The organism is Mesorhizobium sp. B1-1-8, assembly GCF_006442795.2.
Classification (GTDB): Bacteria; Pseudomonadota; Alphaproteobacteria; order Rhizobiales; family Rhizobiaceae; genus Mesorhizobium.
Genome location: NZ_CP083956.1, coordinates 1761038 through 1780624 on the forward strand (window position 1 = coordinate 1761038; position 19587 = coordinate 1780624).

A 19587-nucleotide genomic window follows, 5' to 3' on the forward strand; every position below is an offset into this window, starting at 1 on the left:
GGCGAGGCCTGCGCTGCCCCTCGCCGCAAGCAACGGGAGAGGGCACTGCAACCTCTGGCGACAGACGCATGAGGCAACGCTACGCCGCGCGATTTCCATTGTTTAAAAGACAGCGAGGAAGAAATGACCGAAATGGTCAAACTCAAATCCCCCATCGACGGCTCGATCTATGCGGAGCGGCCGGTCGCGACCGACCAGGCGATCAACGCGGCGGTCGAGCGCGCCAAGGCGGCGCAGGAGAAATGGGCCGAGACGCCGGTCGTCGAGCGCGGCAAGTACATGCTGGCGATGCTGGAGGCGCTGGTCGGCATGAGCGACGAGATCGTGCCGGAGATCGCTTGGCAGATGGGCCGGCCGGTGCGCTACGGCGGCGAGTTCGGCGGCGTCAGGGAGCGCACCAACTACATGGTCGAGATCGCCGAACAGGCGCTCAGGCCGGTCATGGCCTCCAACCCCAAGGACGGGTTCCGCCGTTATGTGAAGAAGGTGCCGCTCGGCGTGGTCCTGGTGATTGCGCCGTGGAATTATCCTTATCTCACCGCCGTCAACACCATCGTGCCGGCGCTGATGGCCGGCAGCGCCGTCATCCTCAAACATGCGGCGCAGACGCTGCTGGTCGGCGAGCGCTTTCAACAGGCTTTCGACAAGGCCGGTCTGCCCAAGGGCCTGTTCCAGAACCTGGTCATGAACCATGGCCAGACCGAAAAACTGCTCGGCTCGGGAAAAATCGACCACGTCAACTTCACCGGTTCGGTCGCCGGCGGGCGCGCCATCGAGAAGGCGGCGGCCGGCACCTTCATGACGCTCGGCCTCGAGCTCGGCGGCAAGGATCCAGCCTATGTGCTGCCCGACGCCAAGATGGACCATGCAGTTGCCAATCTGGTCGACGGCGCCTTCTATAATTCCGGCCAGTGCTGCTGCGGCATCGAGCGGGTCTATGTGCATGAGAAGATCTATGACGAGTTCGTCGAAGGTTTTGTCGCCGAGACCAGGAACTATGTCGTCGGCAATCCGCTGGACCAGGCGACCACGATGGGGCCTATGGCGCAGGCGCGCTTCGCCGACCTGATCCGCGAGCAGAAGGCCGAGGCGCTGCGCAAGGGCGCCAAGGCGCATATCAATATGAAGGTGGCTAACGACACTCCCGGCTCGCCTTACCTGGCGCCGGAAGTGCTGACCGACGTCGACCATCAGATGAGCTTCATGCGCGAGGAAAGTTTCGGCCCGATCGTCGGCATCATGAAGGTGCGCAACGACGAGGAGGCGATCGCCCTGATGAATGACAGCCCCTACGGCCTGACGGCCTCGATCTGGACCAGCGACACCGAACATGCGGTGGCGATCGGCGACCGTGTCGAGACCGGCACCCTCTTCATGAACCGCTGCGACTATCTCGATCCGGCACTGGTCTGGACCGGCGTCAAGGATACCGGCAAGGGCGCAGCGCTTTCGGCCATCGGCTACGACAACCTGACCCGGCCGAAATCATACCACCTGCGCGAAGCCATCTGATTTTTCGAAAGGCAAACATGTCCAAGCTGATTTCCAAATGGAACTATCCCACCACCGTCCGCTTCGGCGCCGGCCGTATCAAGGAACTGCCGGATGCGCTGGCGGCTGCCGGTATCAAGCGGCCGCTGTTCGTCACCGATCCGGGCCTGGCGAAATTGCCGGTCGTCGCCACTGCGCTGAAGATCCTCGACGACGCCAAGGTGCCTTATGCCGTGTTTTCCGAGGTCAAGCCCAACCCGGTCGAGTCGAACCTGACCGCCGGCATCGCCGTGTTCAAGCAAGGCAAGCATGACGGCGTCATCGCCTTCGGCGGCGGCTCGGCGCTCGACCTCGGCAAGCTGATCGCCTTCCAGGCCGGGCAGACGCGCCCAGTGTGGGATTTCGAGGATATCGGCGACTGGTGGACCAGGGCCAATTCCGACGCGATCGCGCCGATCATCGCGGTACCGACGACGGCCGGCACCGGCTCGGAGGTGGGTCGCGCCGGGGTCCTCACCAACGAGGCGACGCACACCAAGAAGATCATCTTCCATCCGAAGCTTTTGCCGGCAATCGTTATCGCCGATCCGGAACTGTCGGTCGGCATGCCAAGCTTCATCACCACCGGCACCGGCATGGACGCACTCGCCCACTGCCTCGAAGCCTATTGCGCGCCGGGCTATCACCCGATGGCCGACGGCATCGCCGTGGAAGGCATTCGGCTGGTGTTCGAGAACCTGCCGAAGGCCTTCGCCGACGGCAAGGATCTCGTCGCCCGCGCCCATATGATGAGCGCCGCCGCGATGGGTGCCGCGGCCTTCCAGAAGGGGCTGGGTGCCATCCATTCGCTGTCGCATCCGATCGGCGCGCTCTACGACACCCATCATGGCATGACCAATGCGGTGTTCATGCCCTATGTGCTCGCCTTCAACCGCGAGGCGATCGAGGACCGTATCGCCCGGCTCGCCGCCTATTGCGGCATCAAGGGCGGCTTCGACGGCTTCGCCAGGGCGATCATCAAGCTGCGCAAGGAGCTCAAGGTGCCGCATGCGCTGCCCGGCCTGATCAAGGGCCTCGACATGGACAAGAAGCGAAAAGGCCTGATCGCCGACATGGCGGTGGTCGATCCGACCGCCGGCAGCAACCCGGTCAAGCTGACCAAGAAGGCGGCGATCACGCTGCTCGAGAACGCCATCGCCGGGTCTGTATGACAGCCGGTTTTCGATGCCGAGGAGTTGAATAAGGGAACATTCGAGGAAAGGGAGAAGGGGGCAAAAATCAAGGCAGCTAACTATTAGCCGGAAAATTAAGTGGGAGCTAATTGCTACAGTCCGTTAAAAAGAGTTAACTTTTCACCCTGCGGGGCTCGGTTTCAAAAAGCTTTCATCTGGCTGTCACACGAAAACGATACCGGCATCGAAGGCGTCCAACGGCGCCAGTTCAACGGAGAGAACAAATGTTCAAGTTCACGGGGAAAGTGCTTTCCCTTTCGGCCGCGGCGCTTTTCGCGTCGACGGTGATTTCGTCCGCAGCTTCGATGGACGATCTCGTCAAGGCCGCTAAGGCGGAAGGCCAGCTCACTGTCATCGCGTTGCCGCATGACTGGTGCGGCTACGGGGCAGTGATCGACGCTTTCAAGGCTAAGTATCCGGAAATCAAGATCAACGAACTCAACCCGGACGCCGGCTCGGGCGACGAGGTCGAGGCGATCAAGGCCAACAAGGGCAATACCGGTCCTCAGGCTCCCGACGTTATCGACGTCGGCCTGTCCTTCGGCCCGACGGCCAAGGACGCCGGCCTGATCCAGCCGTACAAAGTGTCCACCTGGGACTCGATCCCGGACTCCGCCAAGGATGCCGATGGGTTCTGGTATGGCGATTACTACGGCGTTCTGGCGCTCGAGGTGAACAAGGACATCGTTAAGGATTCGCCGAAGGATTGGGCCGATCTTCTGAAGGCTGACTATGCCAACACGGTGGCGCTTGCCGGCGACCCGCGCACGGCAAACCAGGCCATCCAGGGAGTCTACGCGGCTGGCCTTTCGGCCGCTAAGGGCGACGCTTCCAAGGCTGCCGAGGAAGGTTTGAAGTTCTTTGCGGAACTCAACAAGAAGGGCAATTTCGTTCCGGTCGTCGGCAAGATTGCTTCGCTGACCCAGGGCGCAACGCCGATCATCATCCGCTGGGACTACAATGCTCTGGCCGATCGCGACAATGGCAAGGGCACCAACATCGACGTCGTGGTGCCTGAAACAGGTGTCGTTGCAGGCGTCTACGTTCAGGCGATCAGCGCCTTCGCTCCGCATCCGAATGCCGCCAAGCTGTGGATGGAATACCTCTATTCCGACGAAGGCCAGATCGGCTGGCTGAAGGGCTATTGCCACCCGATCCGCTTCAACGATCTGGCCAAGAACGGCAAGGTCCCGGCGGAATTGCTGGCCAAGCTGCCGCCAGCTGAAGCTTATGCGAAGGCCGTGTTCCCGACGCTCGACGAACAGAATGCCTCGAAAGCTGCAATCACCAAGGATTGGGACGCTGTCGTGGGTGCTGCCGTCAAGTAATTGACTGTGGCGATAGAAAGAGATGCGTTGGGCTCGGCCTTTGGTTGAGTCCAACGCCAAGCCTTTCCTCTGTTCCGGTATTGGTGAGATGGCCGAAGCTACATTGATGACCGCACCGCCCGCCGGTGTCGTTTCAAAGCGCCAGCGGACTGTTTCATTCGCCGTGCTCGGCCTGGCGCCGTTCGCCATTTTCGCAGCGCTTTTTCTCATTGTGCCGACTGGCTTGTTGCTCGTCCGTGCCTTCGAAACCCCAGATGGCGGGCTGACGTTCGACAATATCCTTGAAATCTTCCGACAGGGATCAATCGTAAAGTCGTTCCTGCTCAGTATCGAGGTCAGCGCCGTCTCGGCCGTAGGCGGAACGTTCTTCGGCTTCTTCATCGCTTATGCCATCACCCTCGGTGGCTTGCCGTCCTGGGTCCGCAGCGCCGTGATGACTTTTGCTGGCGTTGCATCGAATTTTGCCGGCGTTCCTCTGGCTTTCGCGTTCATCGCGACCTTGGGACGCGTGGGACTTGTCGCTTTCGTGCTGCGTGATTGGTTCGGCGTCAATTTCAACGCCACCGGCTTCAATCTTTACAGCTTCGTCGGTCTTTCGATCGTCTACCTGTATTTCCAGATCCCGCTCATGGTACTGGTGTTCGTGCCGGCGCTGGAGGGTCTGAAGCGCGAATGGCGAGAAGCGACCGCCGTGCTCGGAGGCACCAATTCCGACTATTGGCGCTACGTCGCGATCCCGGTGCTTTGGCCCAGCATTCTGGGTTCGGCATTGCTGTTGTTCGCCAATTCCTTCGGTGCTGTCGCCACGGCCTACGCGCTCACCGGCTCATCGCTGACGATTGTCCCTATCCAGCTGTTTGCGCAGATTCGTGGCGACGTGCTGAACAACCCGGGCCTTGGCTATGCCATTGCTCTTGGAATGGTGGTGATCACCAGTATTACCAGTGGCGGATATATTCTCCTGCGTAGCTGGAGCGAGAGGTGGGTTCGATGAAAACCAATTCGCTTTTCGCCTGGATCATCGTAGCTCTCGCAGGTATTTACTTTGTGCTGCCGCTTGTCGCGACGTTGGAATACGCGATGCGCCAGTTGCCTGCCGGCGCCGCGCCAGGATGGTTCTTCCTGGGCAAACCGCATAGCTTTGATGCGTTTATATCGTCGGTCGTCAGCCCGCGCTTCCAAGTCGATTTTCTGCGCTCCATAGTCCTCGCCATCGCCGCGATATTGCTCGGAATACTTCTCGTCGTTCCGACCGCTTATCTTATCCGGCTAAAATTTCCAGGCTGGAGGTCTCCGGTCGAGTTCGTGACTTTGCTTCCGCTGGTCATTCCGGCAATTATCATCGTCTTCGGTTATAGTCGCCTGTATCTCGCGACGTCGCTGTCCCCATTCAACAAGTCGCCTTTTGCTACAGATATCCTGCTGACATTCGGTTATGTGACGCTGGCATTGCCTTACATGTATCGCTCGGTCGATACGGGTATGCGAGCAATCGACGTGAAGACATTGACCGAAGCCGCGCAGATTCTGGGTGCGGGAAGTTCGAGCATCCTGTTCAAGGTGGTGCTGCCAAATGTGCGCTCGGCCGTGTTGAGCGGTGCCTTCTTGACGTTTGCTATCGTCATCGGTGAATTTACCTTCGCCAGTCTGCTTGCGCGCCCGGTCTTCGGCACGTACTTGCAGGAAATCGGGGCCAACCAGCCGTATGAGCCGTCGGCTTTAGCGTTGATTGCCTTCTTCATTACCTGGGCTTGCATGGGCCTGATCCAGGTCGTCGGCCGCGCGCGGAAATGAGATTTTTGTTTGAATTGGGGCTAGAGCTGTAATGGCATTCCTTGACGTTGTGGGAGTCGAAAAAAGCTACGGCTCCAACCAGGTTGTGAAGACGTTCAGCTTGAGCGTCGAATCTGGCGAGTTCGTCTCGTTTCTCGGACCATCGGGTTGCGGCAAGACGACGGTGCTGAGGATGATCGCGGGCTTCGAAGAGCCCTCGGCTGGCAAGATCGTCATCGGCGGTAAGGACGTAACGCAGCTGAAGCCGAACCAGCGCAATGTCGGTATGGTCTTTCAGGCCTATGCCCTGTTTCCGAATATGACTGTCGCCCAGAATATCGGCTTCGGGCTGAAGATCGCCGGCATGCCGAAGGCTGACGCCGACAGGCGCGTCGCCGAAATGCTCGACATGATCAAGCTGCCGCAGATGGCCGACCGCTATCCCTATCAGCTCTCCGGCGGTCAGCAGCAGCGCATCGCCCTGGCCCGCGCCATCGCGCCGAAACCGAAGCTGCTGCTGCTCGACGAGCCGCTGTCGGCGCTCGACGCCAAGGTGCGCGTGTCGCTGCGCGAGGAAATCCGCTCGATCCAGAAGAAGCTCGACATCACCACCATCTTCGTCACCCATGACCAGGAAGAAGCGCTGTCGATCTCGGATCGCATTGCGGTCATGTATGGCGGCATAGCCGAGCAGGTCGGCACTCCGTTCGAGATCTACAACCGGCCGGCGACCAAGTTCGTCGCCAACTTCGTCGGCACGCTCAACGTGCTCGAAGGCACCGTCACCGACGCCACGTCCGGCACGGTGCGGGTCAACACGCAAGAACTCGCCCTCAAGAGCAAGCTCAACGGGTCGAAGTCCGGCGATACGCTGTCGCTTGCGCTGCGGCCGGAGGCGATTTCGCTGGCAAAGCAGCCCGGCCACGACGCCAGCCTTTCCGGTGAAATTGCGGAAGTGCATTTCCTCGGCTCTGTCATCCGGGTGCGTGTCGGCATCGGCGGCAACATGGTGTCGCTCGATACCTTCAACAATTCGACGACACCGCCGCCGGTCGTCGGCCAGAAGGCGGATATCTCCTTCTCGTCGGGCGACATGCTGGTGCTACACTAGGGAAAAAGTGAATGGTGAATGGCGAAGAGAGCACTTTACGTGCTTAAATTCTTATGGTGATGCCCATTCACCATTCACTTTTTGCAGTGCCAAACGCGTGGTTCCATCGCTACGATGAGCCATGGCCCTTTTCGAAATCACCCTCATTCTGCTCCTCACCGCCGTCGCGCTGACGGCGCTGTCGCGGCGGCTCGAAATACCCTATCCGTCGCTGCTGGCTCTGGCGGGAGCCGGACTTGCCTTCGTGCCCGGCGCCCCGATGATCGAGATCGATCCGGAACTGGCGCTTGCCCTGTTCATCGCGCCGGTGCTTCTCGACGCCGCCTATGACACCTCGCTGCGCGACCTGAAGCGCTACCGGCTGTCGCTGGTCATGCTGGCGCTTGGCGCCGTCGTCTTCACCACTGTGGTGGTCGCTTTCGTCGGCTGGAAGATGGCCGGCCTGCCGATCGCGGCGGCGATCGCGCTCGGCGCCATCGTTGCACCGCCGGATGCGGTGGCGGCGAGCGCGGTGCTCAATCAGTTCAAGGTACCGCACCGCATCACCGCCATCTTGAAGGGCGAGAGCCTGCTCAACGATGCCACGGCACTTTTGATCTACCGGATATCGGTTTCTGCGGCCATTGGCTCGCTGATGCTGAAGGATGCAGTGCCGGTGATCCTGCTGGCGACGGTCGGCAGCGTTATCGCCGGCTATCTGTTCGGCCGCTTCTCGTTGGTGGCGCTGTCGCGCATCGAGGATGCGGCAAGCAGTACGGTGGTGCAGTTCGCGGGAACCTTCGCCGTCTGGATCATCGCCGACAGGATCGGGCTGTCAGCCATCATCACCATCGTCGTCTATGCCATCACCATAGCGCGTACAGCGCCGCGCCGAATGTCGGCAAGACGGCGCGTCAGCACCTATTCGGTCTGGGAGTCGGCGGTGTTCGTGCTCAACGTGCTGGCCTTCGTGCTGATGGGCCTGCAGGCGCGCTCGATCGTCGGCCGGCTCGCCGGCGACGGGCAAGGCGACGCATTTCTCTTTGCCGCAACGGTGCTGATCGTCGTCATCGTGGCGCGCCTTGTCTGGGTGCTGGGTTATGTCACGGTCATACGGCGGTTTTCCCGCTACGACAGCGAAGTGCAAAAGCGAGATGCGCCGACGTTTGCCGGTGCCGTGCTCGTCGGCTGGTGCGGCATGCGGGGATTGGTGACGCTGGTGGTGGCCATCGCCCTGCCGGCCGGCTTCCCCGGCCGTGACCCGATCGTGCTTGCGGCCTTCGCGGTCGTGCTCGGCACGCTGGTGCTGCAAGGCATGAGCCTGAAGCCTCTGCTGCGGGTGCTCAATTTCGAACGGGATACGACGATAGACCGCGAGGTAGCCCAGGCGCGCGTCGCCATCATGCAGGCCGCGCTCGACGTGCTGAGCCGCAAGACGACGGCCGCGGCGGCTGTCGTGCGCGAGCAGTATGAGGCCCAGCGCCTGATTGCGGAGAACCCGGAGAATGCACAGGCGGCGACCGAATACGACCGGCTGCGCCTCTATGCCATCAACCGCCAGCGCGATACGCTCGAGGAATTGCGCAGCAACGGGACGATCGGCGACGAGGCCTATCACCGCCTGGAAGAGGAGATCGACTGGTCGGAGCTTGCCGCGTCTCCGGCCGGAAGCTTCCAGCCGCTCACGACGTATTGAACCCCCCGTCACCGAGTATTGAGCCGGTTCATCAATGAAGCTGATCAGCTACAACATCCAGTACGGCTATGGCAGCGACGGCCGCTATGACCTGACACGCTGCGCCAAGCTGGTCGAGGGCGCCGACGTCATTGCCTTGCAGGAGGTCGAGCGGCACTGGCAGCGCAGCAATGGGGACGACCAGCCGGAAATCCTGTCGCGGCTGCTGCCGGACTATCACTGGGTCTACGGCCCGGCCTACGACATGGACGCCAGCGAAAAGCGCGACGGCCGCGTCATCAATCGCCGCCGGCAGTTCGGCACCATGGTGCTGTCCAAGCAGCCGATCGTCTGGTCTCGGCTGCACACGCTGCCGCTGCGTCGCACGCTGCGTCCGCTCAACACCCGCAACGCCGCGCTCGAATGCATGATCCGCACGCCGGCGGGGCCGGTGCGTTTTTTCTCGCTGCATCTTGCCCATATCGCGGCGGAGGAGCGGCTGGAGCAGATCGACTATCTGCTCGCCGAGCACCGGCGGGCGCCTTCCGATGGCGGCCCCTGGAGCGGCGCCGACGACGAGCCGCAGCGAAACTGGACGAATGGCGAGCCCGAGCCGGAAAGCCCGCAGGCGGCGATCTGGCTCGGCGATTTCAACACGGAGCCGGGCAGCGCGGAATACCGGCGCATCGCCGGCAGCACGCCTTATCATCGCGGCGCCGCCTATATCGATGGTTTCGTCGATGCCGCAGCCGTGGCCGGTGAGCCGACAGGGGACTTCCACACGCATGAGAAGATCATCGACGGACGGCTGGCGAAACGCCGTCTCGACCATTGCTTCGTCGGCGGCATGCTGGCGGGCCGCGTGCGCTCGGTCGGCGCCGATATCGGCGAGGTCGCCTCCGACCATTTTCCGCTCAGGGTCGATATCGATCTCGAAACGCCGTTCGGCTCACCCGCCGGGTGAGCCGACGGCCGAGCGCATGCCGCCGGCGCTTACCGGCACCAAACACGTCAGCCCAGCACCGTCATCACCTCGCCGCGTTTTTCCGGGCTGAAGCGGATGACGACGATGATGCAGACGGCAACCACGCCGGCAAACAGCGCCAGCGCGTAGCCGTAGCTGCCGCCGGGAGCCTCGGCGATGCCGGCCTGGTAGGGGCCGCCATAGGATGCGGCGAGATTGCCGGCCTGGTAGATGAAACCGGGCAAGGTCGCCCGCACCGGGCCCGGCGACAGCTCGTTGAGATGCGCCGGCACCACGCCCCAGGCGCCTTGCACCGCGACCTGCATGACGAAGGCGCCGATCGCCAGCATGAACGGCGTCGTCGAATAGGCCCAGAGCGGGATCGACGGCAAGGCGATCACGCAGGCGATGGTGATGGCATTGATGCGGCCGATCCTCTCCGACAGCGCGCCGAATGCCAGGCCACCGACGATGGCGCCGATATTGGCGACGATGGTGATCCAGCTCACCGTGTGCGGGTCGAAGCCGTGCTCCTTCTTCAGGAAGGTCGGGTAGAGGTCCTGCGTGCCATGGCTGAAGAAGTTGAAGAACATCATCAGCACCACCGCATAGAGCGCGATGCCCCAGTGTTTCCGCAGCGTCTCGATCAGCCCCGGTCTCGCCTGGGCTCGGCCTTCGACGAAAGCCGGCGATTCCGGCACATGCGAGCGAATGAAGAGCACGACCAGCGCCGGCACGAAGCTGAGCAGGAACATGGCGCGCCAGCCGATGGCGTAGCCGCCGATCGTCTGCCCGTAGAGCAGTCCATAGACCGCCGCAGCGAGCAGGTAGCCAGCCGGATAGCCGCATTGCAGGATGCCCGAAACCGTGCCGCGGGCGCTCGGCGGAATGGATTCCATGGCAAGCGAGCTGCCGAGACCCCATTCGCCGCCCATGGCAATGCCGAAGAGCGCCCGCAGCGCCAGGAAGATGCCGAGATTTGGCGAAAAGGCGGCAAGCGCCCCGATCACGGAATAGCTGACGATGTTGAGCATCAGGATGGGCTTGCGCCCGTATTTATCGGCAAGCATGCCGAAGAAGAAGGCGCCGATGAAACGCGTCGCCAAGGTCAGGAAAAGCGCCTTGGAGACTGCCGGCACGTCTGTGTGGAATTCAGTTGCAATATCGGTGAGCACGAATGTCAGAAGGAAGAAATCGAAAGCATCGAGTGTCCAGCCAAGGAACGATGCGATTACGGTTTTCTTCTGCTCGGTGGTGAGGTTCAAGGCGTTGCTCCTTTGCATCCCCCAAAAGCAACGATATGTCGCCCGGCCCGCAAAAGAGAACGGCCGTCAGCCGGCTTTCGAAAAAACCGGCGGTCACTTTTTCGTAAGATCGAGATCGAAGACCATCAATCCATCCGTGCCACCCTCAAGCGCCGCGACAAGCCTGGCGCCGGCGCGCTGATGCGCCTCGTGCACAAGATAGGCGTCGCGGGCGACGGCATCGCGGAAGTCGATGGTAAAGCCGTGATTGAAGCCCCGCGCGAAGGGTTCCGGGCTGACATTGGCGCTGAAGTGCACCCTGTCCATGCCATCGATGACGGAGCGCAGCGCTTCGAGGTCGGCGTGGATCGCCGCGCGCTCGGCAGCGGCAACATTGTTGCGAAAGCGGACAAAGACGCAATGCCGGATCATAGCCGGCTTCCCTATGCTGCGCGATTGCCGGAAAATACCGCGGGCGGCAGCGGCTCGCGGCCAAGGATCAGGTCGGCACCCTTTTCGCCTACCATGATGGTTGGCGCGTTGGTGTTGGAGGAGGGGACGCGCGGCATCACCGATGCGTCGCACACCCGCAAGCCCTCTATGCCACGCAGCCTGAGGTCCGGGGTGACCACGGCCATCGCGTCATGGCCCATGCGGCAGGTGCCGACCGGATGGTGGTCGGTCTTGGAGCTGCGGCAGGCGTAGTCGATCAGCTCATCGTCGCTGGCGAGTGCCGGGCCGGGCAGCACTTCACGCAGCACGTAAGGGGCAAGCGCCTTCTGCCGCATGATCTCGCGCGCCAGCCGCAGTCCCTTGATCGACATGTCGCGATCGTAAGGGTCGGACCAGTAGTTCGGGTCGATCAGCGGATGGTCGGCGGGGTCGGCGCTCTTCAGCCGCACCGTGCCGCGCGAGCGCGGGCGCAGGAAGGCCGAGTTCAGGGTGACGCCCGGGTTCTTCAGCTTCTCGACGCCGGCCTCGATGCCGGAGCCGAGGCCGAGATGGAACTGGATGTCGGGCGAGGCAGCCGTCGGGTCGGCGTACCAGAAGCCGCCGGTCTCGAACAGGCTGGAGGCGACCGGTCCTTTCTTCAAGAGCAGGTATTGCAGGCCCGCCCAGGCCGTGCGGTGCAGCTTGGCGTAATTGTCGTAGGTGTGGTCACCGGTGCATTCGGCAATGACGAACAGGTCGAGATGATCCTGCATGTTCGAGCCGACACCGGGCAAATCGTGGACGGGGGTCACGCCGACCGATTTCAGATGGTCGGCCGGGCCGATGCCCGATTGCATGAGGAGCTTTGGCGAACCGATCGCGCCCGACGAGACGATCACCTCGCGTTCGGCGCGCAGGATCGACTTTTCGCCGCCGGGCCCTTCGACGATTTCGACGCCAACGGCGCGGCCCTTCTCGACGACGACGCGCGTCACCAGCACGTCTGTCCTGACCGTCAGATTCTTCCGTTCGCGGATAGGCCTCAGATAGGCGACCGAGGCGGATGAGCGCCGGGCGTCCTTCTGCGTGAGCTGATAATAGCCGACGCCTTCCTGGCTGGCGCCGTTGAAATCCGGATTGAAGGGGATGCCCATTTCCTGCCCGGCGCGGAAATAGGCCTCGCAGATCGGCAGCGGCGAAATCGGGTTGGAGACGCCGAGCGGCCCTTGGTCGCCATGATAATCGTTGGCGAAGCGCTGGTTATTTTCCGCGCGCTTGAAATAGGGGAGCACGTCGCGGTAGCCCCAACCGGTCAGCCCTTCCTCCTTCTCCCAGGCGTCGTAGTCGCGAGCGTTGCCGCGCGTATAGATCTGGGCGTTGATGGACGAGCCGCCGCCGACCACCTTGGCCTGGGTGTACCAGAAGATGCGATCCTTCATGTGCTTCTGCGGCACGGTCGACCAGCCCCAGGAGGCGATGCCCTTGGTCATCTTGGCGAAGCCCGCGGGCATATGGATATAGGGGTGCCAGTCCTTGCCGCCGGCTTCCAGCAGCAGCACCGAATTCGCCGCGTCCTCGCTCAGCCGGTTGGCCAGAACGCAGCCGGCCGGACCGGCGCCAACAATGATGTAGTCAGCCATTGTCCCTCACAAGCGCGGCACGGAAAGCGCGCCGTCGACATTGATGACCGATCCGGTCGAAAAGCCGAACTTGCCGGAGGCAAGCGCGGCCACCACTGCGCCGATATCGGCGGCTTCGCCCCAGCGCTTCGCCGGCACCAGTCCGCCATCGATCAGCGCGTCGTATTTGGCGGTCACGCCCGCCGTCATATCGGTGCGGATGATGCCCGGCCTGACCTCGAACACGCCGATATTCTCGGTGGCGAGCCGCAGCGCCAGGTTCTTCACCCACATCGAAAGGCCGGCTTTCGAGATGCAGTAGTCGGCGCGTTCGGGCGAGGCCATCGCGGCGCTGACCGAGGTGATGGTGATGATCGATTTTGCGTGGTCGCCCGGTGTTGCGAGCATCGCTTTGGCGACGGCCTGGCTGAGGAAGACGGTGCCGCGCAGGTTGATGCCCAGCGCGCGGTCGAAATTCTCCGGCTTCAATTCCAGAAGGTCGCCGCGCATGGCGGCGCCGACGCCGGCATTGTTGACCAGACAGTCGATGCGGCCGAAGGCATCCGTGGCTGCTTCGACCAGTTTCGAATGGCGGGCGACATCGGCGATATCGCAGCGGGCGTAGGCAAATTTCGCGCCGCGCCCGGCGATGTTTTCGGCGAGGCCGCCGGCGGGTTTGTCGGCAAGGTCGGCGACGAGGAGGTCGAAGCCGGCGTCAGCAAGCGCCTCGGCGCAGGCCAGCCCGATGCCACGCGCGCCGCCGGTGACGATGGCCGCCGGACGGGTCATGCGTCAAGCTCCGTCCTGCGGATATGCTCGGCCACACGCAGCGCTTGTGCGGCAATCGACAATGCCGGATTGACCGCCGCCGAGTTCGGCAAAAAACTGCCATCGACGACGAACAGGTTCCGGTGGTCGAAGGCGCGGCAGAACGGATCGAGCGGCGATGTCGCAGGGTCGTCGCCCATCTTCACCGTGCCGCACTGGTGCGAGGGCGTGCGCTTGTCGAAGGGCCGCGACAGCACGATCGGATAGCCGCAGGCGCGAAAATTTTCGCGCATCACCTTGGTCAGGCCGTCCAGCGACTGCATGTTGGAGCGCCGCCATTGCATGACGATGTCCTTGCCGTCGACCATGATACGGCTTTCGGGATCGGGCAGGTCCTCGCACATCAGGTACCAGTCGACGGCATGGCCGGCCATGTAATCAAGCGCGAATTTGGGCATCAGCTTGACGTTGGCCTTAAGCATGTTGCCGTCGATCTTGCCGAGCAGCTGCACATTGCCGAGCGGCTTGCCGCCCTTGCCGTCCGACAAATAGTAGTCGTTGAGCATCAGCGTCTTCTGGTAGACGGAATTGTTGCGGCGGCGCGGATCGATCGCCAGCATGGCGCTCGAATTGTGGTTCATGAAATTGCGGCCGACCTGGTCGGAGCGGTTGGCGAGGCCCTTGCTGCCTCCCTTACCATTGTCTGCTGAAGGGGAGCGCAGCAGGATGACGGCCGAGTTGACCGCGCCGGCCGACAGGATGACCAGTTTCGGCGCAAGCTTCTTCCTGGAACCGCCCTGCGTGTAGTGGATGGCGGCGATAGATTTGCCGTCGGGCGCTGCTTCGAGATAGTCGACATAGGCGCCCGTCTCGAGCTTGATATCGGCGTCGGCGAGTGCTGCCGTCAGCGGACCGGTCTGCGCGTCGATCTTGCCATGGCCGGTGTTCGGGAAAGCGTCCCAGCCGGTCTTGCCTTCCCTCAGCCAGGTATCGATGTCGACGCCGAGCGGCAGCGATGCCGGATGCAGGCCGAGGCCTTTCAGTTCGGCGCGGGCGCGCGCGATCGGCGGCTCGTCGGGCACCGGCTTGAAGGCGTAGGGGATCGAGTGAAACGGCTCGGTCGGGTCCTCGCCAAGCGCGCCGCGCACGCGAAAGAGCTGCTCGGCTTTCGAATACCACGGCTCGAACTCGTCATAGGAGAATGGCCAGGCCGGCGACACGCCGCCAAAATGCTCCATGGCAGAAAAGTCTTCCTTGCGGTAGCGAATCAGCACCGCGCCGAAGAATTTCGAATTGCCGCCGACATAGTAGTAATTGCCGGGGTTGAAGGTCGGGCCGCCGGCCTCGCGCCACATCTCCTTTGGCCTGTAATGCTCGTCGAGGAAGATCGCGCGGGTGTCGCGCGCATGCGGCGTCGCGGGCAGCGGCTCGCCGCGCTCTAGGATCAGGATCGAGGCGCCGCTGCCTGCCAAGCCGGAGGCGATCGTGGCGCCGCCGATGCCGGAACCGATGATGACGATATCCGGGTTTGCCATAGCTTTTTAAAGGATGCGCTTCTCGGTCGCCGGGTCGAAGAACACCGCCTTGCTGAGGTTGAAGGCCAAAGGCGTGCTGGTGCCCGGCTGGATCCTGGCATCGGCGCGCAGCCGCGCCACCACGCCCTTGCCGCCGAGATTGGTGACGGCAAAGGTGTCGGAACCGGCGGGCTCGACCACTTCGATGTGGCAGTCGGCGGTGGCGATGTTGGAGCCGTTGCGTTCGGCGCCTTCGGGGTCGGTCAGCGCCTCGGGGCGGACGCCGAAGATAACCGGCTTGCCCTGGAAGGCCGATAGGCCCGACGGTGCGCCCGGCATGGGCAGCACGATCGGCTGGCGCGTCTCGCGGTCGAGCACCACCGACAGCCCACTGCCATTGCCATCGATTTTGGCCGGGATCAGGTTCATCGCCGGCGAGCCCATGAAGTCGGCGACGAAGACGTTGGTCGGATTGTTGTAGATCTCGGCCGGGGTGCCGAATTGCTGCACCTCGCCGTCACGCATCACTGCGATCTTGGTCGCCAGCGTCATCGCCTCGATCTGGTCGTGGGTGACATAGACAATGGTCGTGCCGGTCTTGGCGTGCAGGCGCTTGATCTCGATGCGCATGTCGACGCGCAATTTGGCGTCGAGGTTGGAAAGCGGCTCGTCGAACAGGAAGAGCTTGGGGTCGCGCACCAGCGCCCGGCCCATGGCGACGCGCTGACGCTGGCCGCCGGAGAGCTGGCTCGGCTTGCGCTGCAGGAGATGGCCGATCTGGAGAGTCTTGGCCACCTTGTCGATCGCCGCCTGCCGCTCCGCCACCGGCACGCCGCGCATCTCCATGCCGAAGGCGATGTTTCCGGCGACCGTCATGTTTGGATAGAGCGCGTAGCTCTGGAAGACCATGGCGATGTCGCGCTTCGAAGGATGCAGATCGTTGATGGCGCGGCCGTCGACGCGGATCTCGCCCTCGGTGATCTGCTCCAGGCCGGCGATGGTGTTGAGCAGCGTGGACTTGCCGCAGCCGGACGGACCGACCAGCACCAGGAAGCCGCCCTTTTCGAGCTCGACATTTATGCCTTTCAGGATCTCGACACTCCCGAAGCGCTTCTTCAGCCCATCAATTTCCAGAAAAGCCATGGTCGTTCCTTCCGAATGTGGTCAGCCCTTGACCGCGCCCGCCATCAGCCCGCGCACGAAATAGCGTCCGGCGACGATGTAGACGATCAGGGTGGGGAGCGCGGCGATCATCGCCGCCGCCATGTTGACGTTGTACTCGACGACGCCTGTCGAGGTGTTGACGACATTGTTCAGCGCCACCGTCATCGGCATCACGTCGCCTGAGCCGGCATAGGCGGAGGCGAACAGGAAGTCGTTCCAGATGTTGGTGAACTGGTAAATCACCGTCACAACGATGATCGGCAGCGAATTGGGCAGCATGATGCGCCGGAAGATCTGGAAAAAGGAGGCGCCGTCGACCTGTGCCGCCTTGACCAGCTCGGTCGGGAAGGCCTCGTAATAGTTGCGGAAGAAAAGCGTGGTGAAGCCGAGGCCGTAGACGACGTGGACGAAGACCAGGTTGACCGTCGAATTGCCGAGACCGAAGTTGAACCCGGTGGCGTTCTGCAAGGTGACGCCGAAGCGGCCAATGCTGCCGAGGATCGTCGCCATCGGCAACAGCACCGACTGGAACGGGATGAAGCAAGCAAACAGCATCATCGCGAAGACCAGCGTGTGGCCGCGGAAGCGCCATTTGGTCAGCACATAGCCATTGAGCGCGCCGAGCAGCGTCGAGATCAGCACCGCCGGCACGACCATCTTGATGGAGTTCCAGAAATAGCCCTTCATGCCGACGCAGGTCAGGCCCGAGCAAACTTCGCTCCACGCCTTTATCCATGGTGCGAAAGTCGGCGATTGCGGCAGCGCCAGCATGTTCCCGTTCTGGATTTCGTCCATGGTCTTGAACGAGGTCACCAGCATGACGAAGAGCGGCATCAGGTAGAAGATCGCGAACAGCGCCAGCAGCCCGTAGACGAAGATGCGGTTGACCATTTTCGCACTGACGCCGCCGGAGGCCGGCCGCGCAGGTGAGGTGACGGCGCTCATCGCGGTCTCTCCCTGAGCTCGGAATAGAGGTAAGGCACGATGATTGCGGTAATCGTCATCAGCATGATCACCGCGCTCGCCGAGCCGACCGCCATCTCGTTGCGCTTGAAGGTGAACTCATACATGAAGTTGGAGGGCAGCCAAGCCGAGCCGCCAGGGCCGCCGCTGGTCAGCGCCACGACCAAGTCATAGGACTTGATGGCCAGATGCGCGAGCACGATGAAGGCCGAGAGGAACACCGGCCTGAGCAGCGGAATGACGATGCGGCGGTAGAGCTGGAAGGTGGTGGCGCCGTCGATCTGCGCCGCCTTCATGATCTCGCCGTCGATGCCGCGAAGCCCCGCCAGGAACATCGCCATGACGAAGCCCGAGGCCTGCCAGACGCCGGCGATCACCACCGTGTAGATGACGAAATCCTTGTTCTTGATCCAGTCGAAGTGGAAGCTCGTCCAGCCCCATTGATGCAGCGTCTGCTCAAGGCCGAGGCCGGGGTCGAGGAACCATTTCCAGGCAACACCGGTGACGATGAAGGACAGCGCCATGGGGTAGAGATAGATCGGGCGCAGCACGCCCTCGCCGCGGATCTTCTGGTCGAGCAGGATGGCCAGGAACAGGCCAAGCGCCAGGCAGATGAAGATGTAGAGGAAGCCGAAAATGCCCATGTTGGTGATCGAGGTGTACCAGCTCGACGGCGGGTCGCTCTCGAAAGTCCAGCGCCACAGCCGCTGATAGGCGCGGCCGCCGGTGATGGCATAGGAAGGGAAGGTCTTGGAGTTGGTGAAGGACAGATAGATCGTCCACAGGATGAAGCCGTAGACGAAGACGATGGTGATGGCAAAACTCGGCGCCAGAACGATCTTCGGCAGCGCATCCTGCAGGCGCGAGCGCACCGTGGCACGCGGACGGGCCTGTTCGGGCGTCAGCTTGATCTGGCTTGTCGCAACAGTGCTCATGAACTCCTCCCGTCGACGCGAGGTCGACCGGCCCGGCGGGCCGGAAACCTTCCCCGCCGGAGCGGGGAAGGCGCTTTCTTGGCGCGTGGCGCTTACTTGGCGTCGTCGATTGCCTTGACCAGTTCGGTGACGGCCTCGTCGGAGGTCTTGATCTGACCATGGACGAACTTCGACACGACGTCCTTGTAAGCGTTGGCGACCGCCGGAGGGGCGCCGTAGCCCTGCGCCAGCGAGCCGAACAGCGTGCCGCCTTCATTGGCCTTCTTCAGGTCGGCGATGCCCTTCTTGCCGCAAGCGTCGAAGTCGGTATCCGGCACGTCGGTGCGGGCCGGAACCGAACCCTTCACCACGTTGAAGGCCGACTGGAAGCTCTTCGACAAAGTAGCGGTGGCAAGCGCGACCTGGGCGGCCTTGCGGTCCTCCGGAACGTTGAACATGCCGAACATGTCGGAGTTGTAGATCACCGAGCCGTCGGTGCCCGGGAAGCGGAAGCACAGGAAGTCGGTGCCCGGGGTCTTCTTGGCGGCGTGGAACTCGCCCTTGGCCCAGTCGCCCATGACCTGAACCAGCGCGTCACCCTTGATGACCATGGCGGTGGCAAGGTTCCAGTCGCGGCCCGAGAAGTTCGGGTCGACATATTTGACGAGCTTGGCGAGGTTGTCGAACGACTTCTTCATCGTATCCGACTTGAGCGACTCCTCATCGAGGTCGTTCATCGCCTTCTTGTAGAACTCCGGTCCGCCGGTCGACAGCACGACCGAGTCGAACATGGTCGCTTCCTGCCAGTTCTGGCCGCCGAGCGCAAGCGGGATAACGCCGGCCGCCTTGGCCTTGTCGAGCAACGCGACGAAGTCGTCGAAGGTCTTCGGCTCGGTGCCGCCGATCTTGTCCATCACCGCCTTGTTGATCCATAGCCAGTTGACGGAGTGGACGTTGACCGGAGCGGCCACCCATTTGCCGTCATAGACGGAGAACTTCTGCAGGGCCGCAGGAACCGACTTGTCCCAGCCTTCCTTCTTGGCGGTCTCGGTGAGATCGCCCATGACGCCGGCGGCGGCATAGTCGAGCACGGTGTAGCCGAGCATCTGCGAGGCGGTCGGGTAGTTGCCTGCCGCGACCATCGCCTTCAGCGCGGTCATGGCCGCGTCGCCGCCGCCGCCGGCCACCGGCACGTCCTTCCAGGCATAGCCTTCCTTGGCCAGATCCTGCTTGAGCACGTTGAGAGCGGCCGCTTCGCCACCCGACGTCCACCAATGCAGCATCTGCACTTCCTTGACGTCCGCGGCATGCGCCGAGAACGCAAAGCTCGTCGCAAGAGCCGTTCCGATAAGCAGTTTGCGCAACATGTACTACCTCCCTTGTTGCATTCACATAACCGGCATATAGGCCGGGGTC

General features: G+C 62.6%; 17 protein-coding genes. 8 read left to right on the forward strand and 9 right to left on the reverse strand.

The genetic code is table 11. The features are described 5' to 3' along the window. The first annotated feature begins 123 nt into the window (after nucleotides 1-123). The 8 genes from FJ974_RS08670 (at nucleotide 124) to FJ974_RS08705 (ending at nucleotide 9553) form a co-directional block, all read left to right on the forward strand. The gene (locus FJ974_RS08670) at nucleotides 124-1512 is read left to right on the forward strand and encodes an aldehyde dehydrogenase family protein (protein WP_140529754.1); all 1389 of its coding nucleotides are present in this window, start codon (nucleotides 124-126) and stop codon (nucleotides 1510-1512) included. Nucleotides 1513-1529: 17 nt separating this feature from the next. Continuing rightward, nucleotides 1530-2702 (forward strand): iron-containing alcohol dehydrogenase, encoded by a 1173-nt coding sequence (locus FJ974_RS08675; RefSeq protein WP_140529755.1) that lies wholly within the window; start codon nucleotides 1530-1532, stop codon nucleotides 2700-2702. Nucleotides 2703-2947: 245 nt separating this feature from the next. After that, nucleotides 2948-4051 carry an ABC transporter substrate-binding protein gene (locus FJ974_RS08680; protein WP_140529757.1) on the forward strand — a complete coding sequence of 368 codons (1104 nt, stop codon included), beginning with the start codon at nucleotides 2948-2950 and terminating at the stop codon, nucleotides 4049-4051. A gap of 88 nt (nucleotides 4052-4139) precedes the next feature. Continuing rightward, a complete protein-coding gene (locus FJ974_RS08685; protein ID WP_413468336.1) occupies nucleotides 4140-5045 on the forward strand; it encodes an ABC transporter permease in 906 nt (301 codons plus the stop codon). Next, nucleotides 5042-5845 carry an ABC transporter permease gene (locus FJ974_RS08690; protein ID WP_140529759.1) on the forward strand — a complete coding sequence of 268 codons (804 nt, stop codon included), beginning with the start codon at nucleotides 5042-5044 and terminating at the stop codon, nucleotides 5843-5845. Before FJ974_RS08685 ends, FJ974_RS08690 begins: the two co-directional genes overlap by 4 nt. Nucleotides 5846-5876: 31 nt before the next feature. Then, on the forward strand, nucleotides 5877-6935 hold the full coding sequence (locus tag FJ974_RS08695) for an ABC transporter ATP-binding protein (RefSeq protein WP_140529761.1): 1059 nt from the start codon (nucleotides 5877-5879) through the stop codon (nucleotides 6933-6935). A 121-nt stretch (nucleotides 6936-7056) separates the two neighbouring features. Next, the gene (locus FJ974_RS08700; protein WP_140529762.1) at nucleotides 7057-8610 is read left to right on the forward strand and encodes a cation:proton antiporter; all 1554 of its coding nucleotides are present in this window, start codon (nucleotides 7057-7059) and stop codon (nucleotides 8608-8610) included. 34 nt (nucleotides 8611-8644) lie between these two features. Next, a complete protein-coding gene (locus FJ974_RS08705; protein ID WP_140529764.1) occupies nucleotides 8645-9553 on the forward strand; it encodes an endonuclease/exonuclease/phosphatase family protein in 909 nt (302 codons plus the stop codon). A 47-nt stretch (nucleotides 9554-9600) separates the two neighbouring features. On the opposite strand, the gene FJ974_RS08710 is transcribed toward FJ974_RS08705, so the two are convergent. The 9 genes from FJ974_RS08710 to FJ974_RS08750 form a co-directional block, all read right to left on the reverse strand. Next, nucleotides 9601-10818 carry an MFS transporter gene (locus tag FJ974_RS08710; RefSeq protein WP_210240687.1) on the reverse strand — a complete coding sequence of 406 codons (1218 nt, stop codon included), beginning with the start codon at nucleotides 10816-10818 and terminating at the stop codon, nucleotides 9601-9603. 93 nt (nucleotides 10819-10911) lie between these two features. Further along, nucleotides 10912-11229 (reverse strand): Dabb family protein, encoded by a 318-nt coding sequence (locus tag FJ974_RS08715; protein ID WP_140529768.1) that lies wholly within the window; start codon nucleotides 11227-11229, stop codon nucleotides 10912-10914. A gap of 11 nt (nucleotides 11230-11240) precedes the next feature. Further along, nucleotides 11241-12869: a GMC family oxidoreductase gene (locus FJ974_RS08720; RefSeq protein ID WP_140529770.1), complete on the reverse strand. Its 1629-nt coding sequence runs from the start codon at nucleotides 12867-12869 to the stop codon at nucleotides 11241-11243. A gap of 6 nt (nucleotides 12870-12875) precedes the next feature. Next, nucleotides 12876-13637, reverse strand: a complete 762-nt coding sequence (locus tag FJ974_RS08725; protein ID WP_140529772.1) for a 3-ketoacyl-ACP reductase — start codon at nucleotides 13635-13637, stop codon at nucleotides 12876-12878. After that, on the reverse strand, nucleotides 13634-15151 hold the full coding sequence (locus tag FJ974_RS08730) for a GMC oxidoreductase (protein WP_140529774.1): 1518 nt from the start codon (nucleotides 15149-15151) through the stop codon (nucleotides 13634-13636). The genes FJ974_RS08725 and FJ974_RS08730 overlap by 4 nt, the downstream gene beginning before the upstream one ends. Nucleotides 15152-15157: 6 nt before the next feature. Then, nucleotides 15158-16273, reverse strand: a complete 1116-nt coding sequence (locus tag FJ974_RS08735; RefSeq protein ID WP_140529776.1) for an ABC transporter ATP-binding protein — start codon at nucleotides 16271-16273, stop codon at nucleotides 15158-15160. A gap of 21 nt (nucleotides 16274-16294) precedes the next feature. Further along, complete coding sequence (locus tag FJ974_RS08740) at nucleotides 16295-17239, reverse strand: carbohydrate ABC transporter permease (RefSeq protein ID WP_140529778.1); 945 nt, start codon at nucleotides 17237-17239, stop codon at nucleotides 16295-16297. Next, entirely contained in the window at nucleotides 17236-18192 is a 957-nt protein-coding gene (locus tag FJ974_RS08745; protein ID WP_140529780.1) for a carbohydrate ABC transporter permease, read from the reverse strand. The genes FJ974_RS08740 and FJ974_RS08745 overlap by 4 nt, the downstream gene beginning before the upstream one ends. Before the next feature lie 92 nt (nucleotides 18193-18284). After that, nucleotides 18285-19538, reverse strand: coding sequence for an ABC transporter substrate-binding protein (locus FJ974_RS08750; protein ID WP_140529782.1), 1254 nt, complete (start codon nucleotides 19536-19538; stop codon nucleotides 18285-18287). Nucleotides 19539-19587 lie beyond the last annotated feature (49 nt).